The organism is Streptomyces sp. KR80 (assembly GCF_052245555.1).
Classification (GTDB): Bacteria; Actinomycetota; Actinomycetes; order Streptomycetales; family Streptomycetaceae; genus Streptomyces.
On the sequence record NZ_JBQQCD010000002.1, the window covers coordinates 452,754 to 470,827 of the forward strand.

At 68.0% G+C, this 18,074-nt stretch carries 12 protein-coding genes and 2 pseudogenes; 7 read left to right on the forward strand and 7 right to left on the reverse strand.

Going from position 1 to position 18,074, the window contains the following annotated elements; all coding sequences use genetic code 11:
* Positions 1-376 precede the first annotated feature (376 nt).
* Positions 377-1,537 (reverse strand): RNA-guided endonuclease InsQ/TnpB family protein, encoded by a 1,161-nt coding sequence (locus tag ACTWQI_RS05040; RefSeq protein ID WP_443267800.1) that lies wholly within the window; start codon positions 1,535-1,537, stop codon positions 377-379.
* Positions 1,538-1,730: 193 nt separating this feature from the next.
* Positions 1,731-2,798 (reverse strand): PP2C family protein-serine/threonine phosphatase, encoded by a 1,068-nt coding sequence (locus tag ACTWQI_RS05045; protein ID WP_443267932.1) that lies wholly within the window; start codon positions 2,796-2,798, stop codon positions 1,731-1,733.
* Positions 2,799-3,650: 852 nt separating this feature from the next.
* Between ACTWQI_RS05045 and ACTWQI_RS05050 the strand changes: the two genes are divergently transcribed.
* The 3 genes and pseudogenes from ACTWQI_RS05050 to ACTWQI_RS05060 all read left to right on the forward strand — a co-directional run bounded on the left by ACTWQI_RS05050 (position 3,651) and on the right by ACTWQI_RS05060 (position 4,779).
* The gene (locus ACTWQI_RS05050; protein ID WP_443267802.1) at positions 3,651-3,938 is read left to right on the forward strand and encodes a hypothetical protein; all 288 of its coding nucleotides are present in this window, start codon (positions 3,651-3,653) and stop codon (positions 3,936-3,938) included.
* Between the two features lie 67 nt (positions 3,939-4,005).
* Positions 4,006-4,230: pseudogene (locus ACTWQI_RS05055) on the forward strand (pentapeptide repeat-containing protein); the annotation flags it as partial.
* A gap of 93 nt (positions 4,231-4,323) precedes the next feature.
* Positions 4,324-4,779: a VOC family protein gene (locus tag ACTWQI_RS05060; RefSeq protein WP_443267933.1), complete on the forward strand. Its 456-nt coding sequence runs from the start codon at positions 4,324-4,326 to the stop codon at positions 4,777-4,779.
* 20 nt (positions 4,780-4,799) lie between these two features.
* On the opposite strand, the gene ACTWQI_RS05065 is transcribed toward ACTWQI_RS05060, so the two are convergent.
* Positions 4,800-5,674 (reverse strand): IS5 family transposase gene (locus ACTWQI_RS05065; RefSeq protein ID WP_443267804.1). Its coding sequence is split into 2 segments (ribosomal slippage): positions 4,800-5,281 and positions 5,281-5,674, totalling 876 coding nucleotides; the frame shifts between segments, so codons are not numbered across the junction.
* A gap of 287 nt (positions 5,675-5,961) precedes the next feature.
* Positions 5,962-6,955: pseudogene (locus ACTWQI_RS05070) on the reverse strand (GNAT family N-acetyltransferase).
* A 1,102-nt stretch (positions 6,956-8,057) separates the two neighbouring features.
* Between ACTWQI_RS05070 and ACTWQI_RS05075 the strand changes: the two are divergent.
* From ACTWQI_RS05075 to ACTWQI_RS05085, 3 genes are all read left to right on the forward strand, one after another.
* The gene (locus ACTWQI_RS05075) at positions 8,058-11,459 is read left to right on the forward strand and encodes an NACHT domain-containing protein (protein ID WP_443267805.1); all 3,402 of its coding nucleotides are present in this window, start codon (positions 8,058-8,060) and stop codon (positions 11,457-11,459) included.
* A 58-nt stretch (positions 11,460-11,517) separates the two neighbouring features.
* A complete protein-coding gene (locus ACTWQI_RS05080; protein ID WP_443267807.1) occupies positions 11,518-12,216 on the forward strand; it encodes an alpha/beta fold hydrolase in 699 nt (232 codons plus the stop codon).
* Between the two features lie 126 nt (positions 12,217-12,342).
* On the forward strand, positions 12,343-12,756 hold the full coding sequence (locus ACTWQI_RS05085) for a VOC family protein (protein WP_443267808.1): 414 nt from the start codon (positions 12,343-12,345) through the stop codon (positions 12,754-12,756).
* A 298-nt stretch (positions 12,757-13,054) separates the two neighbouring features.
* Here the strand turns inward: ACTWQI_RS05085 and ACTWQI_RS05090 are convergent, their stop codons facing one another.
* On the reverse strand, positions 13,055-14,011 hold the full coding sequence (locus ACTWQI_RS05090) for a TIGR01777 family oxidoreductase (RefSeq protein ID WP_443267810.1): 957 nt from the start codon (positions 14,009-14,011) through the stop codon (positions 13,055-13,057).
* A gap of 703 nt (positions 14,012-14,714) precedes the next feature.
* Here ACTWQI_RS05090 and ACTWQI_RS05095 point away from each other — a divergent pair.
* Positions 14,715-15,131: a VOC family protein gene (locus ACTWQI_RS05095; protein WP_443267812.1), complete on the forward strand. Its 417-nt coding sequence runs from the start codon at positions 14,715-14,717 to the stop codon at positions 15,129-15,131.
* Positions 15,132-15,653: 522 nt separating this feature from the next.
* Here the strand turns inward: ACTWQI_RS05095 and ACTWQI_RS05100 are convergent.
* Together ACTWQI_RS05100 and ACTWQI_RS05105 are read right to left on the reverse strand one after the other, a co-directional pair.
* On the reverse strand, positions 15,654-16,847 hold the full coding sequence (locus ACTWQI_RS05100) for an acyltransferase family protein (protein WP_443267934.1): 1,194 nt from the start codon (positions 16,845-16,847) through the stop codon (positions 15,654-15,656).
* A gap of 52 nt (positions 16,848-16,899) precedes the next feature.
* Positions 16,900-17,958, reverse strand: a complete 1,059-nt coding sequence (locus ACTWQI_RS05105; protein WP_443267814.1) for an alpha/beta hydrolase — start codon at positions 17,956-17,958, stop codon at positions 16,900-16,902.
* Between the last annotated feature and the right edge of the window lie 116 nt (positions 17,959-18,074).

An 18,074-nucleotide genomic window follows, 5' to 3' on the forward strand; every position in this document is an offset into this window, starting at 1 on the left:
CGAGCTGCGCCGCAAACGACGGGTGGGGGGCAAGCGGGCGCAGGTTTCCGTGTCGGGAGTTCGGCGCGCACGCCGAGCAAGCGTACCGGGCGGTTGTGCTCGAACAGCTCCAGCACTGCCAGCGCCAGCGCGGAGCCACGGAGGGGCGGCACCTGACTTGGCATGCCCTCCGGAGCGTGGCGGAACGTGCCCTGACCTGCCAAAACGCCCTCCGCGAGGGCGCCCCTGGTGTGACACTTGCAGCCACCGAGAACTGTCAACTTCTCGGCCCTGAAGGACCGAGCTTGTTGACTCAGTTCCTTTAAGCCAAGTCGCGCTCCCGACTGCCCCCTACGACAGGGCGGTCACGGGTCGCATCCACCACAAAGGCGTGCGGTCACGTCCCTCGCGGTGCGGGTCCGTTGACGAGAACCCACGCCGAGCGTGCACGGTTGCGCACGTTGACCCCGGCGACGACGTCGGCCGGGCCAGCGAGCCCGCACCGACGACAGCAGAAGTGATCCCGAGTGGGCCGGTTGGCCTTCGCGGTGTGCCCGCATCTGGGGCACATCTGCGAGGTGTAGGCCGCGTCCACCCAGATCACCGGCACCCCGGCACGCTCGGCCTTGTACGCGATGTACTGGTCGAGCTGGTAGAACGGCCAGGAGGAGAGCGCGGCCCGCTGGTCGCGGCCAGGCCGTACCCGGTCACGGATGCCCCGGAGCTCCTCCAGGGCGATCCCGCGTCCGGTGCGTTTCGCGACGGCCACGCACTCCTTGCTGATCGTGTGGTTGATGTGCGCGGCGTGCCGCGCCTCCTTCTTCGCCCGCCGCTTCAACCGGCGCCTGGCGGAGCGGGTCTGCTTGGCCTGCAACTCGGCCTTCTTGCGCGCCTGCCACCTGCGGTAGCGGGTCAGCCTCCGGCCGGAGTAGTGGGTGCCGTCCGAGGTGGTGGCGAGGTTGACGATGCCCCGGTCCACACCGATCCAGTCCACCGGATCAGCATTCAGCGGCTCGGCCGGCACCTCGCACACCGCCACCAGAAACCACTTCCCATCCCGGCACACCAGATCGTTTTCGCCTTTGCGGAACGCGGCGAGCGTCTTGAGCTGGTCAGGGGAGCCCACGAACCGCAGGCCCTTGAGCCGTCCCGAGGTGGTCCAGATGCTCACCGTCCCCGCATCGTGCTGCCAGGACAGAATGCGGTCATCGAACGGCTGCGCCGCATCCTCACGGAAGATCACCGGCTTCGAGGTCGCCTTCCCACGGCGCTTCGACCCCTCCGGGCCCAAGCGCCCCGCCCGCACATTGGCACGCAGCGTCGCGTAAGCGTCCACGACCTTCTTCACCGTGCGTACAGCTGCCTGCGCACCCAGCCCGAACTCGGCCTTCAACCGGCCATAGACAAGCTTCTGCACGTCATTCCGCGAGGTCACGCCCTTCTCGAACGCGACCGCCGACACCACGTTCGCCCCAGCGTTCACAGCGCGCAGAGTCGCTGCAAGCACCGACGCCTCATCCGGCGTCGGCAGCAACCTGACCTGCACCACGATCTTCACGCCTGCAGGCTAAACGGAGGCACTGACAACGTCCGCTGACCAACAATCTCGCAGCGATGCCGCGGCGCTCCGCACCGCAATCCCCAGGACGCTTTTCCTCCCGACCCTGAAGGACCGGGCCACCAATCGAGAAGTCCGGTGAGATCGCTGGAGCGCGACCGCGCGAACCGCTTCGGGGCGACATCCATAGGCGTCACGATGACGCGTGCGCGGATTGGCGCTCGATCGCGATGAGGGCGGCGTCATCGCCCAGCCGTCCGCCGACGTAGTCGAGCAGATCACGCCGGAGACGATGCAGGAACGCCTCGGGGTGGCTCTCGGTCCAGCCCGTGATTCGCTCGGCGAGTGGATAGAAGGCGCCGGTGGAGTCTCGGGCCTCGATGACACCGTCCGTGTAGAGCAGCAGGAGGTCTCCGGGCTCAAACTTGAATGCGTCGACGTGGTAGCGAGGGTGCGCCACCTCACCGAGGCCCAGCGGAGGCGCGGGTTGGTAGGCATCGATCGTCGTGGCACGGCGGTTTCGCAGCACAATCGGCGGTGGGTGCCCGCAGTGGACCATGTCGATACTGCTGCCCTGGTCGGGGATGTCCAGGATGACGGCGGTGATGAAGGTCTCCCCCACCCGGTCCGTCTCACCGGGTTCCGCCAGGTTCCAGCAGACGCTGCCGTCGAGAAAGGCCACCAGCTCGGCCAGCGTCGCCTGGCGGTGGGCGGCGGCTCGGAACGCTCCGAGCAGCAGGGCGGCGTCACCGACGGATGTCATGCCCTTGCCCCGCACGTCACCGATGATCAGCCGAGTGCCGGAGCTGGTACGCGCGGCCGCGTACAGGTCGCCGCCGATCTGGGCCTCGGCCTCGGCAGCAAGATAGAGGGAGGCGACTCGCAGCGGCCCGATCTTCTTGGGAAGCGGCCGCAGGACGACCCGCTGGGCGGTCTCGGACACGTACCGGACCTGCGTCAGCTCCCTGGCGCGACGCTCACGCAGCACGCAGAAGATCACAAGACTCGATCCGACCAGTATCAGGGCCCCGATCTGTGCCTGGTGGTTCGCCGAGAACAACTCGTCGCGATCGCGCAGCACAGCGATGAACGCCTGAGCCACCACGGCGAGGGCGGCGACCAGCCCGGTCAGCCAGGGACCGGCGAACGAAGCCGTGATCGCGGGGCCGGCGACCAGCAAAGGACCCAGGTGAATGTCCGGCGGCGCAAGGACGTCGATCACGACGATCGCCACCATCAATGCGATCGGTATGACGACCATCGCATGACCCGCTCGCGCCGACCGGCGAAGCACGGCGAGGCGCTGCAACACACCTCCTCTCTACACCTGACCCACCGCGGTGCGCACTACGAAGAGGGCTGGCCCGTCACCTCGGAGCCGAGCCAGCCTGGAGTGGACGGGGGAACACAACGAAAGCAACGGCATCGAGGTCGTGATTTGCGGGTCGAGAACCTCAACGATCTGTGGCCCACCTTGGGGCTTCTCAGGACTGCCGCCCGACGACAGCCATCCGCCGCCGAACAGGGCCAGAGACCGCGCCAACCCATGAGACGACCTCCCAGACCCCCGCAACGACTAGGGCCGCCACGGTGTCCGTGGCGGCCCTTTGGGTTGCGTTTTCGCAGTTCAGATCGTTTCTGCCCGGTGAGCGTCGGTGGGGCGGGGGGGCGAGCAACGGAGTGCCTTACCGACGAAAGGGGCCCCGCCCTCTTCGTCCGAGGGTGGAGCCGCGCGGCTTCTTCGCAGGTCAGCCGCATGCCTAGAGGGGATCGCGCTGGAGCCGAGCGAGCCTCTTTGCGCCATTGGCAGCGGCTCCCACGCGGATCGGCTCGAATAGATCCATGACGACGAGGGGGACGCCCCGGGCAGGGGCACGCCACACTCAGCTCCGACGGGCCGCCGCACGGAGGGCGCTGCCAGCCGCGTCTCGGCTGCGCGCTCCGTTGGGATCGCGGCAGCGCGGCCAGCGCCGCCGGGCCACGGAACGACCCCGCACAAGCACTGGGGTGTCAGGTACCGACGAGCCGCGTGCCAGCGCCGGGGACAGCAACCGTGCTGTCCCCAAGGGCACGGGCTGGTGGGCGCGACTGGACAGTTGGGCTCCTAGTGAGCATGGCCACACTTGCAGTCGCCGGTTTTACCTGGGTGTCGATCAAGCAGGTCAACAGCGAACAGGGCCTCACCCGGGAAGGACAGATCACCGACAGGTACACCGCCGCTGTCGACAACCTCGGCAACGACTCGCAGGGCGTGCGCATGGGAGGCATCTACGCCCTCCAACGCATCATGCAGGACTCTCCACGCGACCAGCCCAGCGTGGTCGACGTGCTTTCCCCCCTTCATCCGCGCCCATGCCCCGAAACCGAGAAGGGGCAGCACCGGCCCGGCCTACCCTGCTAACGATGTCGCAGCCGCACTCTGGGTCCTCCACGAAAGGGATCCCAGTCATGACGCTGCTGGTCACAGGGTGGACCTCTCGGGCGCGTACCTACGCGGAGCCCATCTGGGACGCGGCACCCGACTGAGCGGCCTGTTCACACAAGGTGCCTCGCTGAAGTTCATGGACCTGGACGGCGCGGATCTGTCCGCCGCGAACCTCTCTTTCCTGACACTGCGTTATGCGAACCTGAACGACGCAAACCTGTCCGGCACAATGCTGGTCGGCGCGGACCTACGCGCCGCGAACCTGTCCGGTGCGGACCTAGAGCCTGTTGCGAAAGTGTGCCTCTCCCATTGGCGAGGTCGGTCCAGCATGAATGTCAGACGTGTCTGTCAGGCTCTGGTTATGGAGATGACGCTGCAACTGACGATCGACTGTGCCGACCCGCAGAGGCTAGTGGCGTTCTGGAGCGAGGCTCTGGGATACATACCCGAACCTCCACCGGGGGGCCATGCCACGTGGCGGGAGTACTGGGCAGCCATGGGGGTGCCCGAGGAGGAGTTGCCTGTAGGTGCGGGCGACATCCCGGAGTCGATCGTCGATCCCGCAGGACAAGGGCCCCGGGTGTGGTTCCAGCAGGTTCCGGAACCCAAAGCCACCAAGAACCGAATACACCTCGACCTGAAGGTCGGCGGCGGGCGCGACGTCCCGTTGGCGGTCCGCACGCAGCGGGTCACCACCACAGTGGAAAGACTGATCAAAGCCGGCGCCAGCGTGCTTCGGATCACGGATGAGCCGGACATGGGGCAGTACGCCGTCCTGCTGCAGGACCCGGAAGGCAACGAATTCGACGTTGTCTAGGAATCATTTGGCCATGCTGCTCACAGCCACTCGGTGATCGCCGCGACGAGGACGGTCGCTTCGTAGCGGACCGCGAGCTTGTCGTATCGGGTTGCGACGGCACGGTGCCTCTTGAGCCGGTTGATGCCGCACTCAACGGCATGCCTTTCCTTGTAGTCGGCCTTGTCGAACTTCGGCGGCCTGCCACCACGGGGGCCGCGCCTTTTGCGGTTGGCGGCCTGGTCAGCCTTGTCCGGGATGGTGCAGAGGATCCCGCGTCGGCGCAGGTAGGCGCGGTTCTTGCGGGAGGCGTATGCCTTGTCGGCGCGGACTCGGCGGGGGCGGGTGCGTGGGCGGCCCGGGCCGAGCCGGGGCACCCGGATCCGCTCCATCACGGCCTCGAACTGCGGGGAGTCGCCGCGCTGCCCGGCCGTGATCACGATGGACAGAGGCTTCTGTTGCTGCTCGACGGCCAGGTGCAGCTTGGTGGTCAGCCCGCCGCGCGAACGTCCGAGCGCGTGGTCGGCTTGCTCGACAACGACCCCACCGGGCGGCTCCTTCTGGAGATCCCCCTCTTTCTCGCACTCGCGGCGTGCTGGTGGGCCCGGCATACGGTGGAGTCGATGTTGATGTCCCAGGCGATCAGGCTCTCGGCGTCCGCACGGGCCTGCAGCGCGGTGAAGATCCGATGCCAGGTGCCGTCCCGCTGCCAGCGGCGGAACAGGTCATACGAGCGCATCCACGGGCCGTACTCCGCGGGCATGTCCCGCCAGGGGATGCCGGTACGGACCCGAAAGCGTACGCCGTCGATCAACTGCCGACGCGGCCATATCGGAGGCCGACCGGACTTCCTGCCCCTGGGCAACAGTGCTTCCAGCACTGCCCACTGTTCGTCCGTCAGATCTCCACGCGACACAAAGCAAGATCATCTCATGCTCAAGATTCACTTTCGAAACACGCCCTAGGTGGGGCGCTTCTGTCCGGCGCGGACCTACGCGGCGCGAAGCTGCGCGGCGCCACTGAGGACGGAGACGCCGACGTCAGTGTGCAAGAGCTCCTGACTGCCCGGCTCGATAAAGGCACTCAGCTGCCAGAGAAGCTGGAGAACGATCCGCGAGTTCAGAAGGCCATGGCATCGGAAGGCAGCGGCTGAGCACCGCGCAGCGCGGACGCCTCAGGCATCGCTAGGGCTTGTCCGGTCGATCAAGCTACCGGCTTGCGGTAACGGACGTACTCGTTCTGTCGCCGGAACCCTACGCTCTCGTAGAGAGCGTAGGACCGGTGCGGATTCGCCGTGCCCGTGTACAGCCGGGCAGTCGCTGCACCCTGCTCGCGCAGGCTGCGCAGCCCGTCCAGCAACAGGGCCCGGCCGATTCCGAGACGTCTCCGATCAGCCCGGACACTCAGCTCTTCGACCTCGCCCACGGTCCGGTCGTAGCGGCGGATGGAGCAAAGGGCGACGCCGACCATCAGGTCCCCCTCCCACGCGGCCCTCCAACATGCCGCGTCGGCAGTTTCGACGAAGTCCTGGAAAGTCCACTTCTCCGTGAAGGCCGTATCCGCATATGAATCAACAACCGTCTTCCAGGCCGCACGGTAGTGGCTTGTCCTGACAGGCCCCGTCCTTATCCCGACCGGCAACTCGCTGCCCCGCTCGGGCAGCTGCCGCAGATCGCACAGTTCCAGCTCGACCAGGCTGAAGACACGTCGGTAACCGGCCCCGAGCAGAAGCGCCGTGGCATCCTGCTCGGAGACCATGGCGTTCGCGCCGAACGCTGCCGTCAGCGCCGTTCCATGCTGCCTGACGAGCTGGCGAATCCGCTCTTCGGCCCAACTCAGCATGGCTGAGCCGATTCCTTGGCCACAATGCTCGGGCAGGAGGTAGCCACGGTGCAGGTACAGCCACGTACCGTCCCGCTCCTGCCACCACCGGATCGTCGAGTAGCCGACGACGTCCCCGTCATGAACCACCAGGATCTGGTTCTCGGACGGCTCATCCAACGTGGCAGAGACTTCGGCGATCTCGGCCTCTGTCGGGAGCCCTTCCACAACTGAGTGGACATCGACCCTCTCGCTCTGCACAACCCAGCCGCACAGCGGCCATGGCGCCATGGTCTGCGTCGCCGCGATACGGCCGGAAACCGAAGCCGACTGGGAGATCAAGAGACGGAAGGCGACGACCGTCGTTCACGCCCACACCAACCTTCCCTTCAAGCCCGACCTGCTGAGTTCACCGGTCAGTGAGCGTAGGCCGTTCCGATCAGACAGCGGAACGCGTTTTCCACAGCATGACCGTTCGTGGAGACCTGACTGACGACGCGTGAGCGTAAGGCCGACACACTGGCCGTGCCCGAGGCACTCATCGACCGAAAGCCCCTGAAGAGCCTGTCCGACGTCGACTGGCACTAACACGAGACAGGAGCCAGCGCGCCAGCTCCCCCGGCCGCTCCGGCATGGACTGCTCGGCAATCAGCGCACGGCCGTACCGTGCCGGAGATCCGCAACCTGCGCAGATCTCCGGCACGCTGCATCCACCGCTCTGCTGCTACGCAAGATCACGGCAGGAAATTTCGGCCATCGAAGATCTCCACCAGCTAGTCGAAGACGGTGCGGGCTCACACGGGTGCCATCCGTGGTGATGGCGGCGGTGAGGCCTGGAGGGCCAGTTGCGGGAGCGGCGCTCATATCGTCGGACCGCGCCCCGGGCGGGGACGTCTAGGCGGAGCCTGCACCGGTCCGTGCAGCAAGCCCCTCCCCTGGCAGACCTGGACAAGGTGCTCAAGACCGGCGAGGTGCAGCAGTAACCGACGTACAGCAGAGAGCGATCGTGTTGCGGGGAACTGGGGGCGTGGTTGCATGGAAGTACGTGTGCTGAGTGGCGCGGGCCCGAGGCCGAGGAGGCCGCCCGAGCCGCAGTACACGCCAGGTGTCGCCGTTGAGCACTTTTCCGCGCGTACCGGAACGTAGTGCCGCCCGCGGAGCGCCTTCAGCCCATGGCGCCTCGGAGTCGGTGGCGACCAGGCGGCTTCTGATACGAGTCCCCCCGATGTCGAGCAGAGCCCTCGGAGGGAGAAGGCACGATGACGAAAGTCGTCCGCCACCCGCCAGGCAAGGAGCGGCCACGCAACGCCCCGATGTGGAGTTTGCCGCTGAGGCGTGCGGGGGCCTGGGCCAGGTGGGCTCTAGCGTCCCGCTGGCACAAACTGATGACCCGCTGGGAGGCTCACCGCGGCACCACACGGCCCAAGAAGTGGCGCAGGTGGAGCTCTTACACCAACGCGACGCGAGTTTTCTGCCTGTTGACTGCACTTGTGGTCCTCGCCTGGTGCGCGGAGGGCTTGTACATCGTGGCCACCGGGGAAACGACCCCCTTTGAGACCTGGCGGAAGGAGAATGCAGGGTTCGACACACTCATCCGCTTCGTCGGCCCGGTACTCACCGCCGGAATCGCCACGGCGCTCTTCCTGTTCTTGTGGTACAGCTGGACCAAGCGGCGCTACCTGGCGAAGGCGCGGAAGGCGCCCGAGGAACTGGTTCTCACTGCAGGACCGGATATTGCAGAGATCGTCGGGCGACAAGAGCTCGCCCAGGTCATCGCACAAAGGCTCCGCGACCGCAGTACCCGCAGACCCTATCTGCTGGTCGGCGGCGTGGGCTCCGGAAAGACCGCGGTACTGGTGCGACTCACCGAGTTGCTGGCCCGGCAGCACGCCGTCCCCGTGCCCATCCGGCTGCGCGACGCCGCGGACCAGCCCTACCTGAACTTCGAGCAGATGGCCAAGCAACGCTTCTCCGAGGAGGCGCCTCAGGGCATCCTGGCGCGCACCAAGAACGAGAGGGTCTGGCAGCAGTTGCTCGCGGACGACAAGCCGGTCGTCATCGCCGACGGGCTGGAGGAGGCCGTCCTGGACGAGAAACTCCAGGACAACCGGGACAACATCATCCGTCGCGCCATCGAGCGCGCCTACCAGGAGAAGCTGCCACTGGTCATCGCCTCCCGACCGCACACTCCCCTGGAGGGGACCCGCTCTGCGATCATCGATCTGGAGCCGCTCAGCGAGGAGGCGGCGCTAGAGTTCGTGGAGTCGCACGCTCCTGAGGCGGACGAGCGCCGACTGGATTGGATCGTGGAAACCGCGGAGGTCACCGAGTCACCGATCTACCTGCAGATCGCACGGGAGCTGCACAACCACGACGCCCTTGAGCGCGACCGCCCCCGGAACGACCCGCAACGGTTGGACACCCGCAGCGGAGACCGCTCCACGCTCCGGCTGTGGCTACTGGAGACCTGGTACCACGCCCTGGTGGACGGCAAACTGCACGACAGCGTCGAACTGCTCCCACAGGACCGCAGCGACACCCTCGAGGTCGTCTCTGCGCTCGCATGTGTCGGACTACTCCAGGACAAACTCGAGGTCGCCTTCGCGGACCTGCTGGACAAAACCGTCCACCCCAGCCTGCCGCAGCGGGCTGGGACCAAGGTCGAGCATCTCTGGACGCAGCAACGCCGATTCGACCCGTACGGCAAGCGCGGGAACGCCCTTTCCGGGTGGCACCGCGAACAGATCTGGAACATGCTTCTGGCGAAGCTCAGCGAGGAGAGCCGGCGTCCGCTGGAGGGGAACATCGGCCAGTGCCACGCCGCACTCGCCCGCTTCACGCGCAACGCGGACCTGCTGCAGTTGGTCGAAGCGTTCGAGAAGAAGGTCCGTTTCCCGCACAGCATCCTGCAGGCGTATTTCGGCTTCCGGATGCTCCGGCATCTGGGCGAGCATCGCGCCGGTGCGCTCATTGCGCAGATGCTGCAGCCGCCCGGGCCCAGCCGTGAACTGCTCATCGCCCTGGTACTGCTCTCCCGTGAGCGGGCGGCCTCGCGCGCGGGAGAGAGAAGTAGCGTTACAGCCGAGGCGAAGAAGTACGTCCACGGGGTGTTGCAGCAGGCTCCACTGAGCGGCAAGACCATCGCCGAGCGACTCTATGACGCCGCGAACGAGCGCATGGACCCGAAAGCTTTCGACCTCTACGCGGCTGCCCTGGAGATCGAGAGCGTGGAGGACAGACCGAGACTGCTGAAGGCCATCACCGACAAGCTGCAAGCACGCTGGCACAGCATCAAGGGCGACAGGCGAACCCTGGACGAGGCGAAGCTCAGACTGGTCAAGCAGTTCGGCGCTGCCCTGCGCGCGGCCGCCAAGAAGACCGACACCACACCGCTGTACGAGCAGCTCTTCAAGCTAGGCATCAGGGACAGCTCCTACTCCATCCGCCTTGCCGCCGCCCAGGAGTTCGGCAACGGCGGCGACCCGGCGTTCGCCGTGATCCGCCAGTGGATCGGCACCCACCCCGACCCGGTGACGGAGTACCAGGCACGGGTCAACGAGCTGAGGGACAAGAAGAGGCAGAAGTACGACGCGTCCGCGGCCGCGATGGAGAAGGTGTCGGCTATGAGGAGGTCGCCGCGGACCGTGCGCGAGAAGATGGAGCAGCTCAACCTCGAACGGCAGGAGATCTTCCGGCGCTACCGGGAGAACCGGGTCCTCCTCTGGCGTGAGTTCGTGATGCGGGCCTGGCTGATCCCCATGCTTCTCGGCTCCGTCAGCGACGGCCACCGTGACGAGGCGCGGCAACGCCTCATGAAGTGGCTTCGCCACCTCGACCCCAAACACACCGGCGGAACTCCCGACCTGCCGCTCTCCCTGGAGAACGCCCTGGCCCAGGGCTTCAAGTACGCGGCCAACCGGCGCAAACGCCATCCCCACACCTACCACGGCGGCCGCACCGACCTGATCCGTCATGCGGAGACCATGCTCCAGCAGACCCGGTGCTGGTACTCGCAGCTCAGCCTGCTCCAGGCACTGTGCCTGTGGGAGCTGCCGGACAGCATCGCCCGCGACGAGCACGGCAGGAAGGCCGCGGCAGCGCAGTGGGACGGCCACGACGGCGCGCGGGAGGCCACCGGAGGCTATCGCGGCACGACCGCCGTGCAGACCGTGGAACGGTGGCTGTCGATGGCCGGCTCCGCCCGGGCCACGGCCGCCCCCGCCGCACGGGACGGCGCCGAACCCCGCAAGAAGGAACCCCTGCACCCGTTTATCGCCGAGGCCGGTGACCTGGTCGCCCTCGCGCTGGAGACCAGACGGCCCGAACGCTACATCTGGATCGACGAGAAGGGCATCGCCGACAACATCGGCTCCCGCACCGGCGGCCCGCAGCACTACCGCAAGCACAACCTGTGGATCCCGCCGTCGGTCGGGTGGAGCACCCTCGACTGGCGCGCTCAGCGCCTCGTCGCCGACGTGCTGGTCATGATGAACCTCATCGAGCGCGACGGGCAGCCGGACGAGGTCGAGGACCGGCTGGACCACGCGAACCAGCAGAGCACGCCCCTGCCGCCCTGCATCACCACGGACCGTACCCCGCTGCACCCCAAGCTGACGGTCGGCACCTCCGACCCACCAGCGCCGGGCACCACCTGCCTGCCCACTTGCAAGTTCAAGTTCTGCCCTTACCCGCCCCGGGGCACCCAGCCCCGGACCGAGATCCGCGAGCCCTTCTGCCGCCAGCAGCAGGCACTGCTGCCCGGACGCGTGCGCCGCCGCTTCCCCAGGACCATCCGCAGGAAGACACCTCACTGGGTCAGCATGCGGGTCCGGGAACTGCACCAGTTCTGGGAGGCGATGGCCGACCGCACGCGCAGCTAGGGCGGATAGCGAAAGTGGTTCCGGAGCGGTTGTCGGACCGCTCCGCTACGTTGCCGCCATGACGGAATTCGTACTGGTTGCAGGCGCGTGGCTCGGATCGTGGGCGTGGGACGAGGTGGTGCCGGAGCTGCGTGCGGCCGGCCACGGCGCCCACCCGTTGACGCTGTCCGGCCTCGCCGACAAACAAGGCGTGCCGGCTGGGCAGCAGACCCATGTACAGGACATCGTCGACGAGGTCGAACGCCTCGATCTGCGCGACGTCGTCCTGGTCGGGCACAGCTACTCGGGCATCCCGGTCGGTCAGGCCGCCGAGCGGATCGGCGACCGGCTGGCCCGCGTGGTCTTCGTTGACTCCAATGTTCCGACCGACGGCGAGTCGTTCGTCTCCGGCTGGTGGGAGGGCCCGGCGAAGCTGGAGGCTTCGATCACCGGGAACGGCGGTTTCTGGGCACCGCTGACCGCGGCCGACTACGACGGACAGGGCCTTACCAATGAGCAGATCGCACGGATCGTGGGCGGCTCGACGCCGCACCCGGGTGCCTCTCTGGCCGAGCCGGCCGTGTTGGCACGGCCACTCGGCGAGCTTCCGGCGACGTACATCAAGTGCCTGCTCGACGGCGCCGAGCCGAGCGACGACGTGGCCAAGCTGCTGAACAGCGAGCACTGGCGGCTGGTCGAGATGGACACCGGCCACTGGCCGATGTTCTCCCAACCACGCGAACTGGCGCGGATCTTCCTGGACGCAGCCCGGGAGTGACCGCAGTTCCATGCCGACGGGCTCCTTCTGGAGGTCGGCGAGGTCCGACAGAGCACGCCGGACACCGCGCCCCAGCCCCTTCGGGCGGCCCCGGCCTGGCGGCTCGCGATCTGCGAGCATCGGGGAATGACGGGCACCCACCTGGACATCAAGGACCTCATCATCGACTGCGACGATCCGGAGCGACTGGCCTCGTTCTGGTCCCAGATCCTCGGGAGATCGATCGCAGCGAGGTCGGGTCCGTATGTCTGGCTCGCGTGTGGCAATGGCCCAGGAGTGGGCTTCCAGAAGGTCACCGAGCCAAGAGTCGGCAAGAACCGCATTCATTTCGATATCGCCTCGCCGGACCCGGCTGCCGATCAGGGGCGGGCCGAGGCGTTGGGCGGTCGGCTACTCCAGCAGTATGTGGCGGGAGGCTTCCTGGTCATGGCCGACCCCGAGGGGAACGAGTTCTGCATCATCCCCGAGGGGGCGTTCGAGCTCGACAACGACGGGCGTGCGAGCTACCTGAACCACAGCACCTCTCCCCAGTCACCCTGAGGTTCATCCGCCGGGGTCGGAACGCGACTCGAACTTGGTCGCTTGCCTGGGCATTCGCCGGACGCACTGGTGGCCCCGGCCCGATCAGGTGCTCCGACCAAGGACACACGTGACCAGACCGGGGCCGTGGAGATGAGTGTGCTGCAACAGCCCGTAGGGTTCGTTGTGAAAGTGCGTATAGCAATTCGTTGATGGCAGCGACCAGCACGGTCGCGTGATAGCGGTGAGCGAGCTTGTTTGTACGGCCGCGGAATGCGAAATGGCGAGGTGCCGTTGACGGTCGGCAGGAGCCGAAGGCTCACCCGGTGCAGCCAGGCCCGCCGCGCACGCGCCGCACGAGGTCGTCGGCGGCCTCTGGCCACTGGGCGTGGTCGAAGGCGAAGCCCGCTTCGAGCAGGCGGCCGGGGGCGACGCGGCGGCTTTTCAATAGGAGTTCGGTGTCCGAGCGCAGCGCGAACGCGCCGAGCTCGGCCATCCACTTCGTTGCGGGCAGGCCCACCGGAACACCCCACGCGGCGCGCAGCGCACGCATGAACGTGCGCTGCGGCAGAGGAACGGGAGCGGCGAGGTTCACCGGCCCGGCGATGTCGTCCCGGTCGGCCAGGAACTCGACGGCGCGGACAAAATCGCGGTCGTGGATCCATGACACGTACTGCGCGCCGCCCGCGACCGGGCCGCCAAGGCCGAGCCGCGCCAGCCGCAGCAAGACGTCGAAGACGCCGCCGCGATCGGGACTCATCACCATGGCAGAGCGCATGGCGACCTTGCGCGTGTACGGGGTTCCGGCTCGCTCCTGCGCCCGCTCCCACGCTTTTGCGATCTCGACGCTGTAGGCCCAGTAGCCAGGGACGCCGAATTCAGTGCCGCCGATCACGCCGGTCGCCTCGTCGTTGGGCGCGTCGAAGCGGTGGGAGTAGACAGTGGCAGTGCTCATCTGCAACCAGACCCGGGGAGGCCGCGCGGCGGCTGCGATCGCCTCACCCACAACCCGGGCGGAGTGCACACGCGAATCCATCATGGCCTGCAGATTGGCTGCGGTGTAGCGGCAGCTGACGCTGCGTCCGGCCAGGTTGACCACGACGTCGCTGCCGTCGATCTCCTCCGCCCATGGACCCAGGGTCTCTCCGTCCCAGCGGACTTCACGGTTGCGCACCGGCCGTCTGGTCAGGACCACAACTTCATGGCCTGCGGCGGTCAGCGCGCGGTTCAGGATCGTGCCTACCTGTCCGGTTCCCCCGGGTATCACTATCTTCATCAGGCTCCCCCTTGGCGTGTGGGGGCGAGCCTAGCGCAGAAAGTTGAACGCGTTCAAAAGTGAGTGATGGCCACATCACGGGGACCCAGCACAGATCTGGGCTGCGGAACCGGGAGGACTGCGGGTTGGTGGACCTCGCGCCGGCTTGGCGCCTGTGCCTGAACCCCCTTGCGGGCCCCTGGGCCCCGTCCGGGCCCCTGGAAGGACCCTGGGCCTGGCCCCTGAAGACGCGGTGAGAAAGCTGCAACGCTTTCCGGCGGAGGCGCTGGTCACCGCTGTGAGCGAGGAGCACCCCGAACACGAGCGCAGCGGAGTGCCTTACCGATGCAAGAAGGCTCCACCCCCAGAGCCGGGGGCGGAGCCTAGCGGCCGTTTCCGCAGGCCAGACGTCTTTCGTCAGACTATCGCGTCGACCCCGCCCATCGACTGCCCATCCGCGGTATTCGCAGCGCCCCTGCCCACGGGGGAACCGACGGAGTGCGCTGGGCAGTAAATCGTGCTCTGCGCGCCGGTCGCCCTCGGGCGCGACCCTCGGCTGTTCGAAAGACCCGGCCGTTCCACTCGAGGATCACTCTCCCGCGCTACGGGGCGGCATAGCAGGCGGCATCAGGCCGACGTTCTACGGCCGGGGAGTCGCCCCGGCTGCCGGCAGCACACCGCCTAATCTGCCAGAACCGACGTCCCATCATGAAAGGAAGATCTCTTGCCTTCTCGACTCAACCCGTACATCAGCTTCGACGGCGACGCCCGGCAAGCCATGGAGTTCTACAAGGAGATCTTCGGCGGCACCCTGGCGGTGAACACATACGGTGAATTCGGCGAGAAGCAGGCCGGAGACGCCGCCGACAAGATCATGCACAGCATGCTCGAGACCGACAGTGGCTTCACGCTCATGGGCGCCGACACCCCGCCCGGGATGGAGCACAAGCCCGGGAACAACATCTCCGTGAGCGTGAGCGGGGATGACGCCGACGAACTGCGCAGCTACTGGGACAAGCTCTCCGCAGACAGCACGGTCTCGGTCCCGCTCGAGAAGCAGATGTGGGGCGACGTCTTCGGCATGTGTACGGACCGCTTCGGCATCACGTGGATGGTCAACATCAGCGAACAGCAGGCCTGAACGGACAGCGCCGCGCCAGCCCCTCCCCGAGGCAGCTGGCCGCTCCACGCCAATGACACGGGATAGCCCCGGCCGTCAGGCCGGGGCCACCCGGTGGGTCAGTTCACTTCGGCATGGCTCTCAGCGCGCGTCTGGGAGAGGCGTTCGGCTCGCTGGTCTCGGGCGATGGCGAGCATCCGCGATCACGGCGGGGGTACGGGCCCACGGCGTGAACGACCTCGCCGTGACCAGGGCGGCACAGGCGTATCCCACTGCGGCGATCAGGCCCCACGCTGATGCGATGTGCCGACGGGAGACAGCAGCCCTACCACGAGCGCCGACACCACGCACACCACCAGCACCGGCCAGTCCCATCGCCGCCTGCCGCGAGAGGACTTGCCTGCGGAGCAAGCCTCCGACTCCTGCTCTCGAACAGCTAGTGACATCAGACATCAACCCTTGAAGAGCACATGAGGATCGTTGAGGGGACCGCGGCGAGAGAGGTCCCCCCGGCGCCGGAGTACTTCCGGGAGGCGTTCCGCATCACGGCGCTGAGGGGGTGGCGGTGGTCCGGCCACGGGGACGTCCCGGAGCTGGGCTTTGGTGGACTCGGATGACTCGGGACGGGCGGACGTTGGGGCGGCGGGGGCTCTGTTCGAGGGAGCGGAACGTCGTCCGGCAGAGCGTCAGAAACAAGGCGAAGACGGGGAGCCAGGCCACGCGGGCCGCCACCCAGGTGAGGTTGTCCGGGAGGGTGTGCAGCCCCGGGAGGTGGCCCAGGGGGAGACCTGTGGTGGTGGTCGCCATCAGGGACGTCTGGTGCCAGAGGAAGATCGTCATCGCGGAGAGGTTCACCAGCGCCACCGCCGCCCAGGCCAGGGGGCGGTGCATGGCGCGGCGCAGACGGTCCCGCAGCAGCAGGGCCAAGCCGCACTGGGCCAGGCCGAAGGTGACGGCGGCCAGCGTCGGCGGGTTGAGGTTGGAGACCCCGGCGCCCGAGACGCCGACCATCGATGCCGGATAGCCCGCCCAGGCGACGAGTGCTGTGGTCACCGCAGCCCCGCCGGTGAACAGGAGCCAGCCCGCCCGGCGGCGGTCCAGCTCACCGCGGGTCCAGGCCGCGCCCAGGACGTACGGCACCAGCCAGCCCGCGGCCACGTTCACCCAGCCGAGCCAGGAAGGGCCGCCCAGGCCGAACCGCAGCAGGTCCACGTGGAGTACGACGGCGAGGGGCCACAGCAGGTGGAGCCGCGTCAGGAGGGGGGTAGCCGCCGTCAGACCGGCGAAGACCACGAGGAACCAGAGGGGTGAGAGGGCCAGTTTCACGAGCGTGCGGATCGTCTCGAACTCCGCTCCTGCGAGGAGGAGGGCGACCGTGATCACCGTCCACACGGTCAGGACCGCGGCCACCGGTTTGAACAGTCTGGACAAGCGGGCGGCCAGCCAGTGTCCGTACGTCGTGCCGCGGGCGCGCGCCGAGGCATAACTGCGGGTCGCCACATGGCCGCCGACCAGGAAGAACACGGCCAGCGTCTGGAAGACCCAGGAGATCGGGGCCAGCCAGGGCATGTGCTGCAGCGGGCTCGCGGTGTGCAGCGCGCGGCCGTCCGCGACCAGGGCGGTCACCAGCCAGTGGCCGAGCACGACGCCGAGGATCGCGAGGGCGCGCAGGGCGTCGACGGCCCGGTCCCGCTCCACGGGGGTGGCCGCGTCGACCCGGTCGGCGCCCTGCCGTATGCCCTCCCACGCGCGGCGCCGGATCGTCCCACGCCCGGACTCGCGCACGGCTTCACGCACGGGTCACCTCCGATGTCTCGCCGAGGACGATCCGGGCCAGGTTGGTGAGGGAGGCCGAGCCCGGTCCGAAGTAGTCGCTGTGGCCGCCGTCGCCGGCGGCGAAGACGCGCGCGCCGAAGGCCGGGGACACGGGGTCGGTGCCGAAGCCGACGGTCGTGCCGAACAGGTCGGCTCTGACGTGCGGGACGTTCTCCACCCAGTCGTCGGCGCCGCGCGCCGCCCAGATGCGGGCCGGTGTGTGCAGGCCCGCGGCCGAGCCAGCGCCGGTGCCGGGGCTGCCGATGAACGCGATGTCGTCCACGTCCAGGCCGGAGGCGGCGCGGCCGCAGACGACCGCGCCGTACGAGTGGCAGAGCAGGGAGATGTGGGCATCCCCGCCCGCTATGCCGCGCAGCTCGCGTACGAACGCACGCAGATGCGGGGCCGCCTGCTCGGCGCGGCCCGTCGTGAGGACCGTGGCGCTGACCGTGCCTGGCGTCTGGTAGCCGAGCCAGGCCACGACCGCCGTACGGGTGCCGGCGGGGGCCTGCCGGGTCAGCTGGTGCTGGAGGGCGACGGCTCCCGCGCGGAAGCGGTCGTACGTGTCGAGGCTCGTGTCGGAGCCCGGGACCAGGACGGCGACGCGATCGGCGTGGGCGAGGTCCCCGAAGACCTCGGTCGCCCGGCCGGAATCGCGGCCGTCGAAGGCGAGGAAGCGGCGCGAGGGGTCGGCCATGGCACGGTCCGCCGCGGCGCGGTGGGTGTCGCCGTGGGCGGCGGCCACGCGGGACGCTTCCGCGGCGTTGGCGCGGTTGGCCGCGTACGCCTCGTCCAGCGTGGCGGCCGTGACCGGCGCGAGGACCGCGGGGGCCGGGGCGGGGATCCGGGCTTGGGCGGCGGCGGAGAGAGGAGCCACCACGGCACCGGTGATGAGGGTGGCGAGGAGGGCGCGGCACCATCTGTGGGTGCGGCGTGGCTTCTTCGTACGGCGGCGTGTGGCCTCTTCCGCAGCCTCGGTCTGTACTTCGGCCGCAGTCTGCTCTTCAGCTGTCGTCTCGGTGGCGAGCCCCATGGTCGTCTTCCCTTCCAGTCCGCCCGGCCATCGGGCTTGGCTGGTTGGGAAGTTACGGATCCGGGCTCGTCGTCCACGTCACGCCGGAGAGCCCTTCTGCGACGTAGCTCTCAGGT

Coding starts and splice junctions, on each gene's coding strand:
- ACTWQI_RS05080 (WP_443267807.1), top strand. CDS start 11,518: ATGACGGAATTCGTACTGGTTGCAGGCGCGTGGCTCGGATCGTGGGCG.
- ACTWQI_RS05045 (WP_443267932.1), bottom strand. CDS start 2,798: ATGGTCGTCATACCGATCGCATTGATGGTGGCGATCGTCGTGATCGAC.
- ACTWQI_RS05105 (WP_443267814.1), bottom strand. CDS start 17,958: ATGGGGCTCGCCACCGAGACGACAGCTGAAGAGCAGACTGCGGCCGAA.
- ACTWQI_RS05085 (WP_443267808.1), top strand. CDS start 12,343: ATGACGGGCACCCACCTGGACATCAAGGACCTCATCATCGACTGCGAC.
- ACTWQI_RS05090 (WP_443267810.1), bottom strand. CDS start 14,011: ATGAAGATAGTGATACCCGGGGGAACCGGACAGGTAGGCACGATCCTG.
- ACTWQI_RS05060 (WP_443267933.1), top strand. CDS start 4,324: ATGGAGATGACGCTGCAACTGACGATCGACTGTGCCGACCCGCAGAGG.
- ACTWQI_RS05050 (WP_443267802.1), top strand. CDS start 3,651: ATGGCCACACTTGCAGTCGCCGGTTTTACCTGGGTGTCGATCAAGCAG.